Below are 20219 nucleotides of genomic sequence, written 5' to 3'. Positions count from 1 at the left end.
GTGGCGCTACTTCTGGCTCAGCGCATTGCTCACCAGCCGCGACGTGATGTCGACGATCTGGATCATTCGGTCGTAGGCCATTCGTGTCGGTCCGATCACGCCCAGCGTGCCGACCACCTGGCCGTCGATCTCGTACGGCGCGGACACCACCGACAGCTCCTCGAAGGGCACCACCATGCTTTCGCCGCCGATGTAGATGCGAACCCCCTCGGCGCGGCTGCTCACCTCGAGCAGGCGCATCAGCTGCGTCTTGTGCTCGAACAGGTCGAACAGCTTGCGCAGGCTGCTCATGTCGCTGGAGAAGTCCTGCACCGCCAGCAGGTTGCGCTCGCCGGAGATGACCACCTGCTCCTGGCTCTCCTCGAGGGCCTCGCTGCCGGCCTGAACCGCGGCGTGCATCAGCGCGGCGATCTCGCCGCGCAGCTCTTCCACCTCGGTCTTCAAGCGCTCGCGCACCGCCTCGATCGTGAGGCCCGCATAGTGCTGCGTGAGGAAGTTGCTCGCCTCGATGAGCTGCGACTGCGTGTAGTCCTGTGCCGTGAAGATGACGCGGTTCTGCACGTCGCCGTCGGGTGCGACGAGGATCACCAGCACGCGCTTTTCCCCGAGGCGCAGGAATTCAATGTGGCGGAACACGCTCGTCTTGCGCGGCGCGGTGACCACGCCGACGAAGTTCGACAGGTTCGACAGCAGGTGGGCCGCATTGGCGATCACGCGCTGCGGCTGGTCGGGCTGCAGGGCAGGCTCGATACGCGGAGCGTCGCCCCATTGCCGCGGCTGCGCGGTGAGCATGGTGTCGACGAAGAGCCGATAGCCGCGAGCCGTGGGAATGCGCCCCGCGCTGGTGTGCGGGCTGGCGATGAGGCCCAGCTCCTCCAGGTCGGCCATCACGTTGCGGATGGTGGCCGGCGACAGCTCCAGTCCGGAAGCCCGGGACAGCGTGCGCGAGCCCACCGGCTGGCCGTCCGCGATGTAGCGTTCGACCAGCGCCTTGAGCAGGGTCTTCGCGCGCTCGTCCAGCATGTCTCGATTGTAGGTTTAGGCGAATTTTCGGCGGCGTGGCGCGCGAATCGCTGTGGTGTAATCCCGCGCATGAGACGCCGGGCCGCTCCCAAGCATGTCCACAGCCCTGTCGAAGGGGCCCATTCCGGAGTGCGCGGCACGGAGGATGCGCAATGAGCCGCCGATTCCGTCATGCCGCACTCGTCGGCAAGTACCAGGCGCAAGGCATCCGGGGCGTGCTCGAAGAGGTGGCGCACTTCCTCATCCGCCAGGGCCTCGAGGTCACGCTGGAGCGAGAGACGGCGCTCAACACGGGCCTGTCCGAGCACGGCGCGCTCACGCCGGCCGAGCTCGGCCACCGCTGCGACATCGCCATCGTCGTCGGCGGCGACGGCACCATGCTCGGCATCGCGCGCCAGCTCTCTCGCTTCGGCCTCCCGCTCGTCGGCATCAACCAGGGCCGGCTCGGCTTCATCACCGACGTGCCCATCGGCGAGTTCGCCGAGGCGCTGGCGCCCATGATCGCCGGCGACTACGAGGAAGAGCGTCGCACCATGCTGGAAGGCAGCGTGTTCCGCGACGGCGAGGTCATCTTCGAAGGCTTCGCCGTCAACGACGTGATCGTCAGCCGCGGCGGCACGGCCAGCATGGTCGAACTCAAGATCGACGTGGGCAGCGAGTTCGTGGCCAACCTGCGCGCCGACGGGCTCATCATCGGCTCGCCCACCGGCTCCACCGCTTATGCGCTCTCGGCCGGCGGGCCCATCCTGCATCCGGGCATCGCGGGCTGGGTGCTGGTGCCCATCGCGCCGCACGACCTCTCGAACCGGCCCATCGTGCTGCCCGACGCGCGCGATATCAGCATCGAGATCGTGGCCGGCCGCGACGCGAGCGTCAATTTCGACATGCAGGCCCTTGCAAGCCTTCTCCACGGCGACCGGGTCTGCGTGCGCCGCTCGGCGCACCAGGTGCGGTTCCTTCATCCGCTCGGCTGGAGCTACTACGCGACGCTGCGGCGCAAGCTGCATTGGCATTCCGGAGTCAATTGATGCTGCGCCGCCTGGCCCTGCGCGACTTCGTCATCGTGAGCGCCCTGGAGGTCGAGCTCGACGCCGGCTTCTCGGTCCTGACCGGTGAGACCGGCGCCGGCAAGTCGATCCTGATCGACGCGCTGCAGCTCGCGCTCGGAAGCCGCGGCGATGCCGGCGTGGTGCGCGAGGGCGCAACGCGCGCCGAGATCACCGCCGAGTTCGACGCTCCCGCCGGCCTTGCGGCGTGGCTCGACGAAGCGGGCTTCGAAGGCAGCGAAACGCTGCTGCTGCGTCGCACCATCGACGCGCAAGGCAAGAGCCGCGCGTGGATCAACGGCAGCGCGGCCACCGTGGCCCAGCTGCGCGAAGCAGCCGACCACCTGGTCGACATTCATGGCCAGCACGCCTGGCAAAGCCTCACCCGCGGCGTGTCGGTGCGCGCCCTGCTCGATGCCTATGCCGGCGTCGACACCGCACCGCTGGCGCTCGCATGGTCGGCCTGGCGTGCGGCAGCCGACGCGCTGCACACCGCGCAGACCAAGCAGGCCGACCTGGCGCGCGAGCGCGAGCGGCTGGCGTGGCAGATCGGCGAGGTCGACAAGCTGGCGCCCGGCGCCTACGAGTGGGACGAGCTCAACGCGGAGCACCAGAAGCTGTCCAATGCGCAGTCGCTGATCGACGCGGCGCGCGGCGCGCTCGACGCCGTGAACGATGCCGACGACAACGCCGAGTCGCTCACCGGCCGCGCCATCGACGCGCTGCAGCAGGTCGCCGATTTCGACCCGCAGCTCGCCGGCATCGTCGAGGTGCTGCAGGGCGCGCAGGCTCAGCTGCAGGATGCAGCGCACACCCTGTCCAGCTACCTGCACCACACCGAGGTCGAACCCCAGAGGCTGCAGGAGGTCGACGAGCGCATGTCCGCGTGGATGAGCCTCGCCCGCCGCTATCGCCGCCCGCCCCCCGACCTGGCGGCGCTGCTGGCAGAGTGGAAGACCGAGCTGTCGGCGCTCGATGCCGCCACCGATCTGGACGCGCTCGAAAAGCAGCTCGCGGGCACGAAGTCGGCATTCGACGCGCGCGCCAGGCAGGTCTCCGCCGCGCGGCGCCAGGCCGCGCCCAGGCTCGCATCGGCGGTCACGCAGGCCATGCAGCAGCTCGGCATGGCGGGCGGCCGCTTCGAGGTCGCGCTGGTCATGCAGGAAGCGCCGCAGTCGTTCGGCCTGGAGTCGGCCGAGTTCCTCGTTGCCGGACACGAGGGAAGCACGCCGCGGCCGCTGGCCAAGGTGGCCTCGGGCGGCGAGCTGTCGCGCATCGCCCTCGCGATCGCGGTCACCACCAGCCAGCTCGGCGAAGCGGGCACGCTGATCTTCGACGAGATCGATGCCGGCGTCGGCGGCGCCGTCGCCGAAACGGTGGGACGTCTGATGAAGCAGCTCGGCCGCGATCGCCAGGTGATGGCCGTGACGCACCTGCCGCAGGTCGCCGCCTGCGCCGATCATCACTTCGTCGTCTCCAAGGCCCTGCGCGACGGCAGCACCCGCAGCGACATCGCCGCCGTCGGCGGCGAAGCACGGGTCGGAGAGATCGCGCGCATGCTCGCAGGCGAGCGGCTTTCGGGCACCACCCTGGCCCATGCCCAGGAGATGCTCGCGGTCGGCGCCGAGCCCGCCGGCGCGGCGCGCAGGCGCAAGCGAGGATGAACCACGATCCGGGGCACGACGATGAGAGCCAATCCATGAGCGAAGCGGCGTCACCTCGCGAGGTGGTGCTCGTGACCGGCATCTCCGGTTCGGGCAAATCGGTCGCCCTGCATGCGCTCGAGGACGCGGGCTTCTTCTGCGTCGACAACCTGCCGCCCGAGCTGCTGCGCGAATTCCTGCGCGTGGAGCATGCGCGTTCCGAGCGCCGCGTCGCCATCGCGGTTGATGCGCGCAGCGGCGGCTCGCTGCCGCACCTTCTGCAGCTGCTCGAGGAGCTGCGCGGCGAAGGCGTGCTGATTCGCTCGGTATTCCTCGATTCGAACACCGACACCCTGGTGCGCCGCTTCTCCGAGACGCGGCGGCTGCATCCGCTGACGCAGGAAGTGCCGCACAACGGACTGAGCCGGCGCAAGGACGACCTGTCGCCGTTCGGACATCGCGCGCTGGTCGACGCCATCGAGCTCGAGCGCGAGCTGCTGTCCGAGCTGCGCGAGGTCTCCACCGTGGTCGACACCAGCCAGCTGCGTCCCGGCCAGCTGCGCGCGTGGATGCGAGATCTCGTGGGCGCCACCGGCAGTCGGCTGACCCTGGTGTTCGAGTCGTTTGCCTTCAAGCACGGCGTGCCGCTCGATGCAGACTATGTCTTCGACGTGCGCATGCTGCCCAATCCGTACTACATCCGCGAGCTGCGGCCGCAAACCGGGCGCGACGAGCCGGTCATCCGGTACCTCGAAGAACAGCCCGAGGTCGGCGAAATGCTGTCGCAGATCGAGGTGTTCCTGGCACGCTGGCTGCCGGCATTCGAGGACGACCAGCGGAGCTACCTCACCGTGGCCATCGGCTGCACCGGCGGACAGCACCGGTCGGTGTATTTCGTCGAGACGCTGGCCCGGCGCTTCACCGCGCGGGTCGTCACGCTGGTGCGCCATCGCGAGCTGGACGCGAAAGACTGAAGCCCTCACCCTCCCGCCGCTCCGCGGCGACGAAGCAGTCCCCTTGATGTCCTCATCCACCTTCGACCTGCCATTGTTCCCGCTGCAGACCGTGCTGTTTCCCGGCGGCCTGCTGTCATTGAAGGTGTTCGAGGCCCGCTACCTCGATCTGGTCGGCAGCTGCCTGCGCGAAAGCAAGCCCTTCGGCGTCGTCATGCTCAAGCAGGGCAGCGAGACGCGGCGCGGCAACGACAGCGTCAGCTTCGAGAGCCTGGGCACGATGGCCGAGCTGATCGACGTCGACAGCGCACAGACCGGCATCCTGCAGGTGCGCTGCCGCGGCACGCACCGCTTCGACGTGCGCAAGACCCGCCGCGAGGACGATGGGCTGTGGATCGCCAAGGCCGGCACGCTGCCTGACGATGAAGCCATTGCGCCGGCCGAAGCGATGCACGACACCGTCAAGGGCCTGGCCAACGCGATCGCGACGCTGAAGGCGCAGGGCGCCGAGCCTTTTCTCGCGCCCTATCTGTTCGACCAGGCCGGCTGGGTCGCCAACCGCTGGTGCGAGATCCTGCCGATCTCGCTGGCGGCCAAGCAGAAGCTGATGGAGCTGCCGGACGCACAGGTGCGGCTGCAGCTGGTGGACGAATTCCTGAGGAGCAAGGGGGTTGTCTGAACCCCGGCTTCAACCGCGGCCGATCAGCTTGCGCAGCGGCGCGGGCAGTCCCGCGGCCAGCGCTTCATCCAACCCGAACCAGCGCCCCGCCGGCAACGACCCGGTGATGGTCTGCATCCGGGCCGCCGGCACACGATCCGGCAAGCGCCAGCGCACCGGATGCAGCGTCCAGTCCAGATGCGTGAGCACATGGGTGAATCCGGGCAAGGCCTCCGCTTCACCGGGCCAGCCCCGGGTGTGCGCATCGAACGCCTCGCTCGACTCGAATTCCGGCAAGCTCCACAGGCCGGCCCACACGCCGGTGTCGGGCCGCTGGGTGAGCCACAGCTCGTCGCGCTGCTGCAGCCACAGCCACCAGTGCTCTCGCCGGCCGCGCTTCAGCTTGCGGCTCTTCACCGGATAGCGCTGCGGCTGCCCTTCGCGCATCGCCAGGCAGTCGGCACGCACCGGACACAGCAGGCAGTGCGGCGACCGCGCCAGGCACAAAGTGGCACCGAGGTCCATGAGCCCTTGCGTATAGGCCTCGATCCCCTGCTGCGGCAGCAGCCGCGTCGCTTCGCCCCATAGCCGGCGTTCGTTGGCCGGCACGGCCAGATCGCCGTCGAAGGCCAGCACGCGCGTCAGCACACGCTTCACGTTGCCGTCGAGAATGGCCACCCGCTCGCCGAAGCAGAACGCGGCGATGGCGGCGGCCGTGGAACGGCCTATGCCCGGAAGCTGCGCCAGCCCCTCGCTGCTGCGCGGAAACTCGCCCCCGTGCTCCGCCACGACCGCCTGGGCGCAGCGGTGGAGATTGCGCGCCCGGCTGTAGTAGCCCAGCCCGCTCCACAGCGCGAAGACTTCGTCGATGCCCGCGGCCGCGAGCGCGCGCACATCGGGAAAGCGCGCCAGGAAGCGCTCGTAGTAGCCGAGCACCGTCGCGACCTGTGTCTGCTGCAGCATGATCTCCGACAGCCAGACGCGATAGGGATCGCGCGTGTTCTGCCATGGCAGCGTGTGCCGCCCGTGGCTGCGCTGCCACTGCACGACGCGATCGGAGAACTTCACTTCACGCCTGGGCGTGGCGCAGCAGGACGGGGGCAGGCTCTTCGCTGACCGGCAGGTCGAGGTGCAGCAGTCCGGGGTCGCCGGGCTCGTCGAGAGGCATCGGCTGCGATTCGCTGAACTCGCGCAGACCGCTCGCAAGTTCGCCGACCCGTGCGATGAACTGGTGCAGGCGCTGGTCCTGCGATTCGATCTCGGCGATGCGCTGCTCCAGCTCGCCGGCGGCGTTCTGTATGCGCTCGAGCGCCTCGCGACGGCGGCGGAACCCGCGGCGCCGCTCGCGCAGCTGTGAATCGACCTGCGCCGACGCGCCCTTGCTCCACAGCTCGATCTCGCCGCTGGCGTTCTCGAAGACGACGCGCAGCTTGGACACCAGCATGCGCCGGAACTGCTCCATGAACTTGGGCTGCGAGAGCCGCAGCGCCTGCGTGAGCCCGAGGTACTGCACGTAGTTGCGCTCGATCAGCTCGAGCTCGCGTGTGTAGCGCTCGAGGTCGGGGCCCTTCTGCAGCGAGAGGGCGAAGCCGAACTCGGCGTTGAGCTTGGCGAACGACGCGCCCAGCATGTCGCGGATCTCGTTGCCGCCGGCCTGGGCGGAATCGAGCAGCGCGCGCAGGCGCTTGCACAAGCCCATGAATGCCTTCTTGGCGCCGAGGTTGAGCAGCGAGGCGCTCATCTCGGATTGCATCTGCGCGACTTCCTCGCGCAGGCGGTCGCTCGACAGCCCGATCAGCGTGTCCTTGAGCATGCGGCTGTGGACCACACGCAGCGCCTGCAGTCGTGACGTGCACGTCTCGAACTCGGCCGTCTCCTCCTCGACCCGCTTGAGCATCAGGCGCACCTTGGCGCTGCTCTTGCCGCGGATGCCGCGCAGCTCGAGCATCTGCTCCGCGAGCTGCCGGCGGGAGTCGCCGAGGCGGCGCAGGACATGGTTCTGCACCTGCGTGACGGCGTCGCTGACGACCTGCTGCATGACCTGCCGGCGCTGCGGCAGCAGCTCGGTCGACAGCGCCTCCTCGAGCTCGATGAGGCGGCTGGCGGCGAGCGCTTCGGTGTCGCGGGCGACGCGGGCGGCCAGCGCCTGCCGGGCCGACAGCGGGAACACCCGCTCGGCCGGAATGTCGAGGGTGCGCGCGGTGGCCTGTCGCTGCGATTCGATCTGCGCCCTCACCTGCGCGGCGGTGGCCAGCGGATCGACCAGCGCGTCGATCTTGTTCAGCACGACGAAGCGGGCGAGGTGATTGGTGTCCAGGTGATCGCGCCAGATCGCCATGTCGGACTTCGTGACGCCGGTGTCCGCGCCAAGGATGAACACCGTGGCGTGCGCTGTCGGCAGCAGGCTCAGCGTGAGCTCGGGCTCGGCGCCGATGGCGTTCAGCCCCGGCGTGTCGAGCACGACCAGCCCTTGCTTGAGCAGGTGGTGCGGGTAGTTGATCAGCGCGTGCCGCCACATGGGCACCTCGACCCGGCCCTGGTCGTCCAGCGGCGGGTTCTCGCTGGGGTGCTCGTCGTCCCAGAATCCCAGCGTGCGGGCTTCGTCCTGCGACACCCAGCGGGTGCGCATGACCTGGGTGAGCGCCTGCGAGAGCTCGTCGGGCTCCTTGACGTTGAGCGCCAGATGCGTCCAGGCCCGCGGCTGCGTGCGCAGCTCGCCGAGCGACAGGCCCTCGAGCCGCGTCTCGATGGGCAGCAGCGACAGCGTGGGCGGCTCTTCGGGGTCGTAGGCCAGTTCCACCGGGCACATCGTCGTGCGCCCCGGCGTGGCCGGCAGCACCCGCTTTCCGGCGTCGGCGAAGAAGATGGCGTTGATCAGCTCCGACTTCCCGCGCGAGAACTCGGCGACGAAGGCGACGACGAGCTTCTCGGCGGCGAGTCGGTGCGTGAGGTTGTTGAGTGCCTCGTTGATCGGGCCGTCGGCCAGCTCGTGTTCGCCCAGGTAGTGCGCCAGCTCGGCCAGGCGCCGGCTGAGCGTGGACCGCCAGCCACTGAGCGCGTCGAAGTTGCTGGCAAAAGTGGACGTCATCGGGGCTGCGAACGGTGGGCGGACACGGGGCTTGCTACGAGATCGAAAGATGGTAGCGCCTGGCTCCAGGCGGACACCCCGAGAAACATCTGCACACGAAATCCTTGTTGAAAGGTCGTGACAGGTTCAACGCCTTTGGCAGCCCGGACAGAAAAAGGTCGACCGCTGTCCCTGCACGACACGGCGGATCGTTGCGCCGCACACACGGCAGGGCTCGCCCGCGCGGCCGTAGACCTGCGCCTGCGCCTGGAAGCGGCCTTCCATGCCGTGTGCATCGCGGAAATCCCGCAGCGTGGACCCGCCCAGTCGCAGCGCCTGAGCCAGCGTCTCGCGCACGGCCGCGGCCAGCCTGTCGCTGCGCGGCCGGCTGATGCGGTCGCTGCGTGCACGAGGATCGATGCCGGCCGCGAACAGCGCCTCGCAGGCGTAGATGTTGCCTGCCCCGACCACGATGTCGCCTGACAGCAGCGCAAGCTTGACGGCGATCCGCCGGCGCTTCAGCGCGGCATGCAGGTAGGCGCCGTCGAACCCCGCCTCGAGCGGCTCGCGTCCCAGCCCGGACAGCAGCTTGGCGGCCATGCCGTCGCTCTGGCTGAGCGACCAGACGACGGCGCCGAAACGCCGCGGATCGGTCAGGCGCAGGGTGCCTCGCGTGGTGACGAGGTCGAAGTGATCGTGCGTGCCGGCATCGCCCGGCAAGTCGGTGAACGCCAGCGAACCCGACATGCCCAGGTGCATCAGCAGGCCGCCGGCCGGCGTGCCGGCGTGCTCCAGCGGCAGCCACAGGTACTTGCCGCGGCGCGCCACCTCCCCGACCGTGCGCTCGATCAGCGCTTCGGGTGCCACGCCGAGCGGCCAGCGCAGAGGCTTGCCGAGCCGCACGCCGGTGATCCGGGCGCCGCGGATGCGCTCGCGAAAGCTCTGCCGCGTGACTTCGACTTCGGGCAATTCGGGCATGTCGGGAATTATCGCGAGCGTCGCGAATCCCATGCCTCTGCGCCTCCGGCCCCACCACTAAAATCAATCGTGTTTCAGGAGTTCTGCCGATGCCAGCCCGTCTTCCCCTTCGCACACGAGCGCTGGCCCTGGCCGCGTCGGCGCTGTTGCTCAGCTTCGGCGCTTCCGCGCAGCACGCCGAGGCGCCCACCCACTCCAAGCTCGACGCGCAGCTCTTCTATCAACTGTTGATCGGCGAGCTCGAGCTGCGCGCTGGCGATGCCGGCAGCGCCTACCGCGATGTGCTCGACGCCGCCGTGCGAACCAAGGACGAGCAGCTCTTCCGCCGTGCAACCGACATCGCCCTGCAGGCGCGCGCGGGCGACCAGGCCCTGGCCGCGGCCCAGCAGTGGCGCAGCGAGGTTCCCGGCTCGCTGGATGCCCATCGCTATCTCGTCCAGCTGCTGATTGCGCTGAATCGCGCGCCCGAAACAGTCGAGCCCCTGCGCTCGTTGCTCCAGCTCACGCCCGAGGCCGAGCGCGCCAACCTGATCATGAGCCTGCCGCGGTTCTTCGGCCGCGTGCAGGACCGCCAGCAAGTGGCGGGGCTCCTGGCGCAGGTGCTGCAGCCCTATGCCGACGCACCCGCCACCCGCGCCGCGGTCAACGTGGCCCTGGGCCGCGCCTGGCTCATCGCCAACGACACCGGCAAGGCGCTCGACATGGCGCAACGCGCGCAGGCCCAGGACAGTTCCTCCGAAGGTGCGGCAATGCTTGCGCTCGAGATGCTGCCGGGTACGCCGGCGGCAGAGACGGTCGTCCTCGAGAACCTGAAGGCCAATCCCGACAGCAACGCGATACGGCTGCTTTACTCGCGCGTGCTGGCTGCCTCGCAGCGCTACGGCGACGCCGTGGCGCAGCTCGAGTCGGTGACGCGCAGCCAGCCGACGGTCGCACCGCCGTGGCTCACGCTGGGCGCGCTGTACCTGGAGTTGCGCCAGCCCAAGCAGGCCACCGCCGCGCTCGAGCGCTATGTCGACCTGCTCCAGTCCGGCGGTAGCAAGGCGGCCGCCGATCCGCACGCCGCCTTCGACGAGGACGAGGGTCCGGCCACGCCGGAACGCGGTCTCACTCAGGCCTGGCTGCTGCTCGCGCAGGCGGCCGAGCAGCAGAACGACTTCAAGGCCGCCGAAGCGTGGCTGAAGAAGGTCGACAACCCGCAGCGCGCGCTCGAAGTCTTGTCCCGACGGGCGTCGCTGCTGGCGCGCCAGGGCAAGCTGCGTGAAGCGCGCGAGCTGATTCGGCGCTCGCCCGAGAAGGGCGAGGAAGACGCGCGCGCCAAGCTGCTCGCCGAGGTGCAGATCCTGCGCGACACCAAGAACTGGAATGAGGCGAACCTCGTGCTGGCCAGCGCCAACAAGAAGTATCCGGACGACATCGACCTGCTGTACGAGCAGTCGATGATGGCCGAGAAGCTCAATCGCGTCGAGGAGATGGAGCGCCTGCTGCGCCGAGTGATCGCGCTCAAGCCCGATCACCACCATGCACACAACGCACTCGGCTACTCGCTGGCCGAGCGCAACGTGCGGCTGCCGGAAGCCAAGGCGCTGATTCAGAAAGCGCTTGAGATCGCGCCCGGCGAGCCCTTCATCACCGACAGCCTGGGCTGGGTCGAATACCGCCTGGGCAACCGGGATGAGGCACTGCGACTGCTGCGCGGCGCGTACCAGTCGCGTCCCGACCCGGAAATCGCGGCCCACCTCGGCGAGGTGCTGTGGGTCAGCGGTCAGCGCGAAGAAGCCAAGCGCGTCTGGCGCGAAGGGCGGAGCAAGGATTCGGCGAACGACGTGCTGCGCGAAACGCTCGCGCGCCTGCGCGTCGGCGACCTGTGATCCGCGCCCTTCGACTGGGCTCAGGACAGGCCCTTCGACTGGGCTCAGGACAGGCCCTTCGACCAGGCTCAGGACAGGCCCTTCGACCAGGCTCAGGACAGGCCCTTCGACTAGGCTCAGGACAGGCCCTTCGACTAGGCTCAGGACAGGCTTGGCTGCTGGCCGCGGCGCTGCTGGGCGGATGCGCGACGACGCAGCCGCCCGCGACCCGCGCTCCCTCCGACATGCTGGCCGGGCGCATGACGGTGCGCGTCGACGCCACGCCGACAAGCGCTGCGCGCACGGTGACCGCTGTCTTCGACCTCCAAGGAGGCCCGCTGCAGGGCAGGCTGGACCTCAGCACGCCGCTGGGCACCGTGCTCGCGCAGGCCCGGTGGGCACCGGGGCGAGTGGTGCTGGTCACATCGCAAGGTGAAAGGAGCTTCACGAACCTCGATGAGCTGACCCGCGAGGTGCTTGGCGAGAGCCTGCCGGTGGCGGCGCTGTTCGACTGGCTTCGCGGCCGTGCGTGGGAGGGTGCGCCCAGCTCGCCGACCGCGGCGCCGGCCGAACGTGGCTTCCGCCAGCTTGGCTGGGTCGTCAGCCTGGCGCGCTTCGACGAGGGGTGGGTGTCGGCCCAGCGCGAGCAGGCGCCCGCGGTCCTCGTGCGCGCCAAGCTCGACCCGTCATGACGCTGCGCGCGCTCTACGACGTCGCCGCGCCGGCCAAGCTCAATCTCTTCCTGCATGTGATCGGACGGCGCGCCGACGGCTACCACCTCCTGCAGTCGGTGTTCGTGCTGATCGACTGGTGCGACACGCTGCATCTCGAGCGTCGCGACGACGGCGCCATCGCGCGTCACGACCTCGGCGCGGCGCTGCCCGCCGACGACCTGTGCCTGCGCGCGGCGCGACGGCTGCAGGCGGAAAGCGGCACGACGCAGGGGGTCGACATCTCCATCGAGAAGCAGGTGCCATGGGGCGCCGGCATGGGCGGTGGAAGCTCCGACGCCGCTTCCACGCTGCTCGCCCTGAATCGGTTGTGGGGCCTGAACTGGCCGCTGTCGCGGCTGCTGCCGCTGGGTCTGAGCCTGGGCGCCGATGTGCCCTTCTTTCTGGGCGGGCGCAACGCCTGGGTCGAAGGCATCGGAGAGCGCCTCACGCCCATCGGGCTGCCGCCGCAGTGGTATGCCGTCGTCAAGCCCGCGGCCAGCCTCGCCACTCAGTCGATCTTCACCAGCCCGCTGCTCGTGCGCAACACCGAAGCTGCTATACTTGCGGGCTTTCTTGCAGACGTCTGGGCAGATGTCGGCGCAGATGGCCTCTTGCAGGGATACGGTCGCAACGATTTGCAGCCTCCCGCAGAAGCCATGTGTCCCGAAGTGGCGCAAGCCGCCCGGCTGCTGGAGGGCCGCTTCGGCAACAGCCGCATGACGGGCTCCGGCAGCGCGGTGTTCGCAAGAGCAGGCAGGATCGAAGGCAAGGAGAGCCCGCCCAGGGCGACAATGCCGCCGGAGCTTCCGGCGGAATGGGTGGGCCGAATGTGCCGCGGTCTGCAGCAGCATCCGCTGATCGGATGGGCTGCAGACTGAGGGGTTGAAGGTTCGCGGCGCAAGCAGCGGACCGGTGTAGGGGAGTCGCCAAGTTGGTTAAGGCATCGGATTTTGATTCCGACATGCGAGGGTTCGAGTCCTTCCTCCCCTGCCAAATCTTGTGTGTGATCCCGGTGCATCGGCTTGATGCACGCCGGGGCTGAAGCGAAAGCCTCGACGGAGGGAACGTGCTTTTCAACACCGTGCTTTTCACCGGTAACGCCAACCCCGCGTTGGCGCAGGAAATCGCGTCCCATCTCGGCATCGAACTCGGCCGCGCGAAGGTCGGCCGGTTTTCCGATGGCGAAGTCGACATCGAGATCCAGCAGAACGTGCGCGCACGCGACATCTTCGTCGTGCAGCCCACCTGCGCGCCGACGAACGAGAACTTGATGGAGCTGTGCATCATGGTCGACGCGCTCAAGCGCGCGTCGGCGCGCCGTGTCACCGCAGTCATCCCGTATTTCGGCTATGCCCGCCAGGATCGCCGTCCACGCTCCACCCGGGTGCCCATCAGTGCCAAGGTCGTCGCGAACATGCTGGAGGCGGTCGGTGTCGAGCGCCTGCTCACGATGGACCTGCACGCCGACCAGATCCAGGGCTTCTTCAACATCCCCGTCGACAACATCTACGCCTCGCCGGTGCTGCTCTCAGACCTGCAGACCAAGCGATATGAGAACCTGGTGGTCGTTTCGCCCGACGTCGGCGGCGTCGTGCGCGCCCGGGCGCTGGCCAAGCAGCTCAATTGCGACCTGGCGATCATCGACAAGCGGCGCCCGAAGGCCAACGTGTCCGAGGTGATGCACGTCATTGGCGAGATCGAGGGCCGCAACTGCGTGATCATGGACGACATGATCGACACCGCCGGCACGCTGGTGAAGGCCGCCGAGGTGCTCAAGGAGCGCGGCGCGAAGAGCGTCTATGCCTACTGCACCCACGCCGTGTTCTCCGGCCCTGCGATCGAGCGCATCAAGGGTTCGGCGCTCGACGAGGTGGTGATCACCAACACGATCCCGCTGAACGACGACGGCAAGACCTGCCCGAAGGTGCGCCAGCTTTCCGTCGCCTTCCTGTTTGCCGAGACCATCCGCCGAATTTCCGACGGCGAGTCGGTCACGTCCCTGTTCGCGGAGCAGAACAGCAACTTCTGATCCGCATCACCCGGGCCGAGAGGCCCTTTTCACGAGGCAGCCTGGTCGCGGGCGCTTCAACTCAACGGAGTCAACATGAAATTCGTCGCTTTCGAGCGCACGCTGCAGGGGACCGGAGCGAGCCGCCGCCTGCGCAATGCGCAAAAGGTGCCTGGCATCGTCTACGGTGCGGGCGAGCCCGCCATGATCGAGCTCGATCACAACGCCCTGTTCTTCGCGCTGAAGAAGGAGACCTTCCACTCCACCGTGCTGGAGATGGAACTCAAGGGCAAGAGCGAGCAGGTGATCCTGCGCGACTACCAGATGCACGCGTTCAAGCCGATCGTGATGCACGTGGACTTCCAGCGCGTGGACGCCACGACCAAGATCACGAAGAAGGTGCCGTTGCACTTCATCAACGAAGAGAACTCGCCGGCCGTCAAGACCGACAAGTGCCTGGTGAACCACGTCGTCACCGACCTGCTGGTGCAGTGCCTGGCTTCGCAGCTGCCCGAGTTCATCGAGGTGGACCTCGGCAACCTGCAGAAGGGCCAGTCGCTGCATGTCGATGACGTCAAGCTGCCCTCCGGCGCCAAGGTCGTCACGCACGGCAAGAAGAACCCGGTGATCGTGTCGGTGTCGACCCAAGCGGCTGAAGAGGAAGCCGCGCCCGCCCCGGTGGTGGCCGCGCCCGCACCCGCCCCGGGCAAGGGCAAGAAGGATGAGAAGCAAAACAAGAAGTGACGGTGATGCGGCCTCGGCCGCGTCGCATCAGGCCCCGCTTCGGCGGGGCTTTTTTATGCCCGCCCTAGATCGATAATCCCGGCCATGATTCGATTGCTTGTCGGCCTCGGCAACCCCGGCCCCGAATACGAAGCCACCCGTCACAACGCGGGCTTCTGGTGGATAGACGAAGCCGCGCGTGCGCTGAAGGCGTCGCTGGTTCCCGAGCGCAGCTATTTCGGCTTGATGGCGCGGGTCAATCGGCCGGCCGGCCACATCTGGCTGCTCGAGCCGATGACGTTCATGAACCTGTCCGGCAAGTCCGTCGCGGCGCTGGCCCGCTTCTTCAAGATCGCCCCGCAGGAGATCCTCGTCGTTCACGACGAGCTCGACCTGATGCCGGGCCAGATGAAGCTGAAGCTGGGCGGCAGCCACGCGGGCCACAACGGCCTGAAGGACATCCACGCCCACCTCGGCAGCGGCGACTACTGGCGCCTGCGGCTTGGCATCGGTCACCCCGGCGTGAAGGCCGAGGTCATCAACTATGTGCTACGCAAGCCGCCACTGGAACAGCGCGAGGCGATCGACAAGGCGATCGATCAATCGCTCACAGCAATCGATCTGCTGCTCGACGGGGACATGGAGCGCGCGATGATGAAGATCCACGCGAAACCGCCGAGGCCGAAGCCGCCCCGACCAGAAGTCACCACGGCGGGTCCTCAGGAGCGTCTGCCATGAAGCGCCTCGGGTTGGTGCTGTTCGGTTTCGTCGCCCTCCACACCGCCACGGCGGCACCCATCTACCGATGCGGACAGTCGTACTCGCAGACGCCCTGCCCTGGTGGAAAGCTGATCGACTCGGCGGATCCACGCACCGCGGCCCAGCGCGCGGAAGCCCGCCGCGTGTCAGAACGTGAAAAGAAGCTGGCCGCCCGAATGGAGCAAGACCGCGTGTCGAAGGAGAACGGCGAGAAGCCGGCCAGCGCGAGCGGCTTCGATTCCCGCGCCGCCTCGACACCCGCACCGGCCTCGGCTCCGGTCAAGAGCCAGAAGAAGCGCACCAAAGGCAAGGGCAAGGCCGCAACCGACAAGGACTTCGTCGCCGTCGAGCCCGGCGCTCAGAAGAACAACGGCAAGTAAGCCCGCTCAGCCGGCGCTCGGCTCCGCCGGCGGAAAGGCCGCGCCACCAGTGCCCGACTGCTGAAGACGCCGGTACTTGTGCCACAGCGTCTCCCGGGATTCCACGTGCGCCGGGTGAATCGGGATGCAGCTCACCGGGCACACCTGCACGCATTGCGGTTCGTCGAAGTGACCGACGCACTCGGTGCACCGCGCAGGGTCGATCTGATAAAACTCCGGCCCCATCGAGATGGCCTGGTTGGGGCATTCAGGCTCGCACACATCGCAATTGATGCATTCGTCGGTGATCATCAGGGCCATGGTGCAGCTCGGCTTGCGACAGAGATTCAGCTCTCGGCGTGTTTGACGCGCCGCTGCAGCCGCTGGTTCACCGACGGCGAGACGAATTTCGAGACATCCCCGCCCAAGGTGGCGATTTCACGCACGAAAGTACCGGAAACGAACTGATATTGGTCGCTCGGCGTCAGGAACAGCGTCTCCACCTCGGGCATCAGCTGGCGGTTCATGCCGGCCATCTGGAACTCGTACTCGAAATCGCTGACCGCCCGCAGGCCCCGCACCACGACCTTGCCGCCGTGCGCGACGACAAAGTCGCGCAGCAGGCCGCGAAACGCGATGACCTCGACGTTGGCGTACTTGCTCGACAGCTCCTGAGCGATCTCGAGCCGCTCCGCGATGGTGAACATCGTTCGCTTGTGGTGCCCGGCGGCGACCGCCAGGATCAGCCGCTCGAAAAGCCGGCTCGCACGGCGCATCAAGTCCTCGTGGCCGAGCGTCATCGGATCGAAGGTGCCGGGGTAGACGGCGGTCAATCGGGTCACGGACGTCAAGATGGCCCCCTCGAACAATGGTCCGGTCGGAGTGTAGCCCGCTGTTTCAGCCGGCGTCAGCTAGGTGCGCTGGAGCAAGTGGAAGTGCACGGCGCCCGCCCGGGCGTGGCGGTGGACGCGCAGGCCGAGCGGCGCGACGCCGCCTTCATCGAAGGGACGGTCCGCTTCCAGGTAGATGAAGCCCTCGGCGACGACGAGGCGGGAAGCGGCGGCGAGCGCCGGCTCGAAGAGGTCCTGGTCGAACGGCGGATCGAGCAGGATCAGCTCGAAGCTTTCCGGCGCCGCACGACGCATGAAGGCCAGTGCGTCGCCCGCCTCGACCCGCACCACGTCGGCGTGCAGGCGCCGCTGCGATTCCTGCAGGCTGCGCACCAGTTGTGGATCGCGCTCGAGCAGGAGCACGTCTGCGGCGCCGCGCGAGGCCGCCTCGAAGCCAAGCGCCCCGCTGCCGGCGAATGCGTCGAGGCAGCGCCAGCCGGCCAGGTCCTGTCCCAGCCAGTTGAACAGCGTCTCGCGGACGCGGTCGGGGGTGGGGCGCAGGCCCGGCGCATCGGCCACCGGCAGTTTGCTGCGCTTCCACCGGCCGCCGATGATGCGCACCTCGTGCAGCGGCGGCGAGCGCCGCGTTCGCATCGTCATGGTCGGACCGGTATGCCCCTGCTGGCCATCAGTGCCTTTGCCTCGCCGACGGTGTGCTCACCGTAGTGAAAGATGCTTGCTGCCAGCACGGCGTCGGCCCCGCCATGCTGTATGCCCTCGACCAGATGCTCCAGACTGCCGACGCCGCCGGAGGCGATGACCGGGATTGCGACCGCATCGCTCACCGCGCGGGTCAATGCCAGGTCGAAGCCGCTTTTCGTGCCGTCGCGATCCATGCTGGTGAGCAGCAGTTCCCCGGCGCCGTGTTCTGCCATGCGGCGAGCCCAGTCGACGGCATCGAGCCCGGTGTTGCGCCGACCGCCGTGCGTATACACGTCCCACCCGTCGCCGCGCGCTGCCGCTGCTTCGCCGGCACGCCTTTTCGCGTCGATTGCCACGACGATGCACTGCGCGCCGTATTTGCGCGAGGCGTCGCGGATCACCTGCGGATCGGCGACGGCGGCGGAGTTGAAGCTCACCTTGTCGGCACCCGAATTCAGCAGGCGCCGCACGTCCTGGACCGTGCGCACGCCGCCGCCGACGGTGAGAGGAATGAACACCTGCGATGCCACGGCTTCGATGATGTTGAGCAACAGACCGCGGTCGTCGCTGGTGGCCGTGATGTCGAGAAAGGTGATCTCGTCGGCACCCTGGTCGTTGTAGCGGGCGGCGATCTCGACCGGATCACCGGCGTCGCGCAGTTCGACGAAGTTGACCCCTTTGACGACACGACCGCCGGTCACGTCGAGGCAGGGAATGATGCGTTTGGCGAGCATGAAGGTGGTGAAAGGCGGGGGCCTGAACTATATCCAGTAGCAGGGGCCCGGATGAGATGGCGGCCAGCCTCCGTATACGCGATGGGGTCGGGAGAACCACTTGTTCCCGAGGAGGACACCGCTCATGAGACTCAGCGCATCGCCAGCCGGATTCGTGTTGGCTGCCGCTTTGGCAGCGCCGGCCGCCGCCCAGATCGGCGTCTATACCGCCCCCCTGCTTCCCGAGCCCTCCGTGACTTCGCCCGGCCACGGCTTTGCCACCGTCACCATCGATACGACGCTGATGACGATGCGGGTGGAGGCGACCTTCGCCGACCTGGTCGGCACCACCACCATCGGCCACATCCATTGCTGCACGGCGACGCCGTTCACCGGTACTGTGGCCCCTGCCACCCAGTTGCCGAGTTTCGAGGACTTTCCGACGGGAGTGACCGCGGGCAGCTACGACCACACCTTCGACATGACCCTGGCGTCGAGCTGGAATCCGGCCTTCGTGACCGCGCAAGGGGGCATCGCCAACGCGTTCACCGCCTTCGTCGACGGTTTGAACGACGGCCGTGCGTACCTCAACATTCACACGTCGGCGTTCGGATCGGGTGAGATCCGCGGCTTCCCGACGCTCATTCCCGAGCCGCAGACCTATGCACTCATGCTTGCGGGACTGGCTGCGGTGGCGTGGTCCGCCAAGCGGCGACGCAGCGTCTGATGGAGCCGGGAAACGGCGGCCCGCTCAGGCCGCCAGTTCATCCGCCCGCTTCTGCGCGGCGGCAAAGTCGAGGTCGCCGGTGTAGATCGCGCGTCCGCAGATGACGCCCTCGATGCCCTCGCTTTCCACCGCGCACAGCTTTTCGATGTCGGCGATGCTGCTCAGCCCGCCGGAGGCAATCACGGGAATGGTGAGCGACTGCGCGAGCTTGACCGTGGCATCGATGTTGATGCCGTTGAGCATGCCGTCGCGGCCGATGTCGGTGTAGATGACGCCTTCGACGCCGTAGTCCTCGAACTTCTTGGCCAGATCGACCACCTCGTGGCCGGTGAGCTTGCTCCAGCCGTCGGTGGCGACCTTCCCGTCCTTGGCGTCCAGGCCGACGATGATGTGACCGCCGAACGCGCTGCAGGCGTCCTTGAGGAAACCCGGGCTCTTCACCGCGGCCGTGCCGATGATGATGAAGCTGAGGCCATCGTCGAGATAGCGCTCGATGGTGTCGAGGTCCCGGATGCCGCCGCCCAGCTGGACCGGGATCTCCTCGCCCACTTCGGCCAGGATGGCCTTGATGGCGGCCTCGTTGACAGGCTTGCCGGCAAAGGCGCCGTTCAGGTCGACGAGGTGCAGCCGTCTGGCGCCCGCGTCCACCCATCGCCTGGCGATTGCCGCCGGGTCCTCACCGAAAGTGGTGGAGACATTCATGTCGCCTTGTTTCAGACGCACGCACTTGCCGTCTTTCAAGTCAATCGCGGGGATCAGCAGCATGGCCGATGAGGAAGGTGGGGTGGAGGAGCGGCGCCCGAGAAGGCAGGAGGTGACTCGTCAGGGTTTCCAGTGCAGGAAATTGCGATACAGCGCGAGGCCGAGGTCGGCACTCTTCTCGGGGTGGAACTGGGTGGCGAAAATGTTATCCCGCGCCAGCGCCGAGGTAAAGCGCTCGCCGTACTCGGTTTCGCCGACGCTGTGGTCCGCATCGGCCGGCTTGGCGCAGTAGCTGTGGACGAAATAGAAGTACGCCCCGTCGGGCACGCCAGCCCAGACCGGGTGCGCACGGGCCTGGACGACTGCGTTCCAGCCCATCTGCGGCACCTTGTAGCGGCTGCCGTCGGGCTGCAGCCGCCCTTCCAGACGAAAGCGCACCACCTCGCCGGGAATCAGGTCGAGCCCGTCCGTCGGACCCTCTTCACTGCGCGTCAGAAGCATCTGCATGCCGACGCAAACTCCCATCAGCGGCTTGCGTGCCGCCGCGTCGAGAACCGCATCGAGCAGGCCCGATTCACGAAGCTCGCGCATGCAGTCCGGCATGGCGCCCTGTCCGGGCAGCACGATGCGCTCGGCAGCGTACACCTCCTCGGGCCTGGACGTGACCAGGACGTCGAAGCCGGATCCCTGCGCGACACGCATCACCGCCTGTGACACCGAGCGCAGGTTGCCCATGCCGTAGTCGACGACCGCGACGGTGCTCAT

The 20219-nt window shown here is 68.0% G+C and carries 22 protein-coding genes and 1 tRNA gene; 13 read left to right on the top strand and 10 right to left on the bottom strand.

Annotated features, from left to right (window positions below; translation table 11 throughout):
• Positions 1–6 precede the first annotated feature (6 nt).
• Positions 7–1023 (bottom strand): heat-inducible transcriptional repressor HrcA, encoded by a 1017-nt coding sequence (gene hrcA / locus P7V53_RS04950; RefSeq protein WP_280154368.1) that lies wholly within the window; start codon positions 1021–1023, stop codon positions 7–9.
• Positions 1024–1175: 152 nt separating this feature from the next.
• Here hrcA and P7V53_RS04945 point away from each other — a divergent pair, with 152 nt between their 5' ends.
• Genes P7V53_RS04945 through P7V53_RS04930 form a run of 4 tightly spaced genes read left to right on the top strand, consistent with a single transcriptional unit; the run spans position 1176 to position 5344 of the window.
• Complete coding sequence (locus P7V53_RS04945) at positions 1176–2051, top strand: NAD kinase (RefSeq protein ID WP_280154367.1); 876 nt, start codon at positions 1176–1178, stop codon at positions 2049–2051.
• Positions 2051–3733, top strand: coding sequence for a DNA repair protein RecN (recN, locus tag P7V53_RS04940; protein ID WP_280154366.1), 1683 nt, complete (start codon positions 2051–2053; stop codon positions 3731–3733). The genes P7V53_RS04945 and recN overlap by 1 nt, the downstream gene beginning before the upstream one ends.
• 35 nt (positions 3734–3768) lie before the next feature.
• Positions 3769–4686: an RNase adapter RapZ gene (gene rapZ, locus P7V53_RS04935; protein ID WP_280154365.1), complete on the top strand. Its 918-nt coding sequence runs from the start codon at positions 3769–3771 to the stop codon at positions 4684–4686.
• A 46-nt stretch (positions 4687–4732) separates the two neighbouring features.
• Positions 4733–5344: an LON peptidase substrate-binding domain-containing protein gene (locus P7V53_RS04930; protein WP_280154364.1), complete on the top strand. Its 612-nt coding sequence runs from the start codon at positions 4733–4735 to the stop codon at positions 5342–5344.
• Positions 5345–5353: 9 nt separating this feature from the next.
• Here the strand turns inward: P7V53_RS04930 and mutY are convergent, their stop codons facing one another.
• The 3 genes from mutY to mutM all read right to left on the bottom strand — a co-directional run bounded on the left by mutY (position 5354) and on the right by mutM (position 9368).
• The gene (gene mutY / locus P7V53_RS04925; RefSeq protein ID WP_280154363.1) at positions 5354–6391 is read right to left on the bottom strand and encodes an A/G-specific adenine glycosylase; all 1038 of its coding nucleotides are present in this window, start codon (positions 6389–6391) and stop codon (positions 5354–5356) included.
• Between the two features lies 1 nt (position 6392).
• Positions 6393–8411 carry a dynamin family protein gene (locus P7V53_RS04920; RefSeq protein WP_280154362.1) on the bottom strand — a complete coding sequence of 673 codons (2019 nt, stop codon included), beginning with the start codon at positions 8409–8411 and terminating at the stop codon, positions 6393–6395.
• 126 nt (positions 8412–8537) lie between these two features.
• A complete protein-coding gene (gene mutM, locus P7V53_RS04915) occupies positions 8538–9368 on the bottom strand; it encodes a bifunctional DNA-formamidopyrimidine glycosylase/DNA-(apurinic or apyrimidinic site) lyase (RefSeq protein WP_280154361.1) in 831 nt (276 codons plus the stop codon).
• Positions 9369–9457: 89 nt separating this feature from the next.
• Here mutM and P7V53_RS04910 point away from each other — a divergent pair, with 89 nt between their 5' ends.
• The 8 genes from P7V53_RS04910 to P7V53_RS04875 all read left to right on the top strand — a co-directional run bounded on the left by P7V53_RS04910 (position 9458) and on the right by P7V53_RS04875 (position 15801).
• Entirely contained in the window at positions 9458–11239 is a 1782-nt protein-coding gene (locus P7V53_RS04910; protein ID WP_280154360.1) for a tetratricopeptide repeat protein, read from the top strand.
• A gap of 224 nt (positions 11240–11463) precedes the next feature.
• The gene (locus P7V53_RS04905) at positions 11464–11910 is read left to right on the top strand and encodes a lipoprotein insertase outer membrane protein LolB (protein WP_280154359.1); all 447 of its coding nucleotides are present in this window, start codon (positions 11464–11466) and stop codon (positions 11908–11910) included.
• Positions 11907–12809: a 4-(cytidine 5'-diphospho)-2-C-methyl-D-erythritol kinase gene (gene ispE, locus P7V53_RS04900; protein WP_280154358.1), complete on the top strand. Its 903-nt coding sequence runs from the start codon at positions 11907–11909 to the stop codon at positions 12807–12809. The genes P7V53_RS04905 and ispE overlap by 4 nt, the downstream gene beginning before the upstream one ends.
• A gap of 38 nt (positions 12810–12847) precedes the next feature.
• A tRNA-Gln gene (locus tag P7V53_RS04895) sits at positions 12848–12924 on the top strand.
• Positions 12925–12997: 73 nt separating this feature from the next.
• Positions 12998–13960, top strand: a complete 963-nt coding sequence (locus P7V53_RS04890) for a ribose-phosphate pyrophosphokinase (RefSeq protein ID WP_280154357.1) — start codon at positions 12998–13000, stop codon at positions 13958–13960.
• A gap of 75 nt (positions 13961–14035) precedes the next feature.
• A complete protein-coding gene (locus P7V53_RS04885) occupies positions 14036–14683 on the top strand; it encodes a 50S ribosomal protein L25/general stress protein Ctc (protein ID WP_280154356.1) in 648 nt (215 codons plus the stop codon).
• Between the two features lie 84 nt (positions 14684–14767).
• Positions 14768–15400, top strand: a complete 633-nt coding sequence (pth, locus tag P7V53_RS04880) for an aminoacyl-tRNA hydrolase (protein ID WP_280154355.1) — start codon at positions 14768–14770, stop codon at positions 15398–15400.
• Positions 15397–15801 (top strand): hypothetical protein, encoded by a 405-nt coding sequence (locus P7V53_RS04875; RefSeq protein WP_280154354.1) that lies wholly within the window; start codon positions 15397–15399, stop codon positions 15799–15801. Before pth ends, P7V53_RS04875 begins: the two co-directional genes overlap by 4 nt.
• Positions 15802–15807: 6 nt before the next feature.
• Here the strand turns inward: P7V53_RS04875 and P7V53_RS04870 are convergent, their stop codons facing one another.
• From P7V53_RS04870 to hisF, 4 genes are read right to left on the bottom strand one after another with little or no spacing between them, the layout of a single operon-like run.
• The gene (locus tag P7V53_RS04870; protein WP_280154353.1) at positions 15808–16101 is read right to left on the bottom strand and encodes a YfhL family 4Fe-4S dicluster ferredoxin; all 294 of its coding nucleotides are present in this window, start codon (positions 16099–16101) and stop codon (positions 15808–15810) included.
• Positions 16102–16127: 26 nt separating this feature from the next.
• Positions 16128–16631: a pantetheine-phosphate adenylyltransferase gene (coaD, locus tag P7V53_RS04865; RefSeq protein WP_280154352.1), complete on the bottom strand. Its 504-nt coding sequence runs from the start codon at positions 16629–16631 to the stop codon at positions 16128–16130.
• A gap of 60 nt (positions 16632–16691) precedes the next feature.
• On the bottom strand, positions 16692–17270 hold the full coding sequence (gene rsmD, locus P7V53_RS04860; protein ID WP_280154351.1) for a 16S rRNA (guanine(966)-N(2))-methyltransferase RsmD: 579 nt from the start codon (positions 17268–17270) through the stop codon (positions 16692–16694).
• The gene (hisF, locus tag P7V53_RS04855; protein ID WP_280154350.1) at positions 17267–18046 is read right to left on the bottom strand and encodes an imidazole glycerol phosphate synthase subunit HisF; all 780 of its coding nucleotides are present in this window, start codon (positions 18044–18046) and stop codon (positions 17267–17269) included. The genes rsmD and hisF overlap by 4 nt, the downstream gene beginning before the upstream one ends.
• Before the next feature lie 124 nt (positions 18047–18170).
• Here hisF and P7V53_RS04850 point away from each other — a divergent pair, with 124 nt between their 5' ends.
• Positions 18171–18752 (top strand): CHRD domain-containing protein, encoded by a 582-nt coding sequence (locus P7V53_RS04850; protein WP_280154349.1) that lies wholly within the window; start codon positions 18171–18173, stop codon positions 18750–18752.
• A 24-nt stretch (positions 18753–18776) separates the two neighbouring features.
• Here the strand turns inward: P7V53_RS04850 and hisA are convergent, their stop codons facing one another.
• Positions 18777–19517 carry a 1-(5-phosphoribosyl)-5-[(5-phosphoribosylamino)methylideneamino]imidazole-4-carboxamide isomerase gene (gene hisA / locus P7V53_RS04845; RefSeq protein WP_280154348.1) on the bottom strand — a complete coding sequence of 247 codons (741 nt, stop codon included), beginning with the start codon at positions 19515–19517 and terminating at the stop codon, positions 18777–18779.
• A 57-nt stretch (positions 19518–19574) separates the two neighbouring features.
• On the bottom strand, positions 19575–20219 hold the full coding sequence (hisH, locus tag P7V53_RS04840; protein WP_280154347.1) for an imidazole glycerol phosphate synthase subunit HisH: 645 nt from the start codon (positions 20217–20219) through the stop codon (positions 19575–19577).

This window comes from Piscinibacter sp. XHJ-5 (assembly GCF_029855045.1).
Classification (GTDB): domain Bacteria; phylum Pseudomonadota; class Gammaproteobacteria; order Burkholderiales; family Burkholderiaceae_C; genus Albitalea.
This window is presented reverse-complemented; position numbering and strand designations above follow the sequence as displayed.

Coding starts and splice junctions, on each gene's coding strand:
- P7V53_RS04920 (WP_280154362.1), bottom strand. CDS start 8,411: ATGACGTCCACTTTTGCCAGCAACTTCGACGCGCTCAGTGGCTGGCGG.
- P7V53_RS04910 (WP_280154360.1), top strand. CDS start 9,458: ATGCCAGCCCGTCTTCCCCTTCGCACACGAGCGCTGGCCCTGGCCGCG.
- P7V53_RS04885 (WP_280154356.1), top strand. CDS start 14,036: ATGAAATTCGTCGCTTTCGAGCGCACGCTGCAGGGGACCGGAGCGAGC.
- pth (WP_280154355.1), top strand. CDS start 14,768: ATGATTCGATTGCTTGTCGGCCTCGGCAACCCCGGCCCCGAATACGAA.
- mutM (WP_280154361.1), bottom strand. CDS start 9,368: ATGCCCGAATTGCCCGAAGTCGAAGTCACGCGGCAGAGCTTTCGCGAG.
- P7V53_RS04870 (WP_280154353.1), bottom strand. CDS start 16,101: ATGGCCCTGATGATCACCGACGAATGCATCAATTGCGATGTGTGCGAG.
- P7V53_RS04850 (WP_280154349.1), top strand. CDS start 18,171: ATGAGACTCAGCGCATCGCCAGCCGGATTCGTGTTGGCTGCCGCTTTG.
- recN (WP_280154366.1), top strand. CDS start 2,051: ATGCTGCGCCGCCTGGCCCTGCGCGACTTCGTCATCGTGAGCGCCCTG.
- rsmD (WP_280154351.1), bottom strand. CDS start 17,270: ATGACGATGCGAACGCGGCGCTCGCCGCCGCTGCACGAGGTGCGCATC.
- P7V53_RS04905 (WP_280154359.1), top strand. CDS start 11,464: ATGCTGGCCGGGCGCATGACGGTGCGCGTCGACGCCACGCCGACAAGC.
- hisF (WP_280154350.1), bottom strand. CDS start 18,046: ATGCTCGCCAAACGCATCATTCCCTGCCTCGACGTGACCGGCGGTCGT.
- hisA (WP_280154348.1), bottom strand. CDS start 19,517: ATGCTGCTGATCCCCGCGATTGACTTGAAAGACGGCAAGTGCGTGCGT.
- P7V53_RS04930 (WP_280154364.1), top strand. CDS start 4,733: ATGTCCTCATCCACCTTCGACCTGCCATTGTTCCCGCTGCAGACCGTG.
- P7V53_RS04875 (WP_280154354.1), top strand. CDS start 15,397: ATGAAGCGCCTCGGGTTGGTGCTGTTCGGTTTCGTCGCCCTCCACACC.
- hisH (WP_280154347.1), bottom strand. CDS start 20,219: ATGAGCACCGTCGCGGTCGTCGACTACGGCATGGGCAACCTGCGCTCG.
- rapZ (WP_280154365.1), top strand. CDS start 3,769: ATGAGCGAAGCGGCGTCACCTCGCGAGGTGGTGCTCGTGACCGGCATC.
- ispE (WP_280154358.1), top strand. CDS start 11,907: ATGACGCTGCGCGCGCTCTACGACGTCGCCGCGCCGGCCAAGCTCAAT.
- P7V53_RS04945 (WP_280154367.1), top strand. CDS start 1,176: ATGAGCCGCCGATTCCGTCATGCCGCACTCGTCGGCAAGTACCAGGCG.
- hrcA (WP_280154368.1), bottom strand. CDS start 1,023: ATGCTGGACGAGCGCGCGAAGACCCTGCTCAAGGCGCTGGTCGAACGC.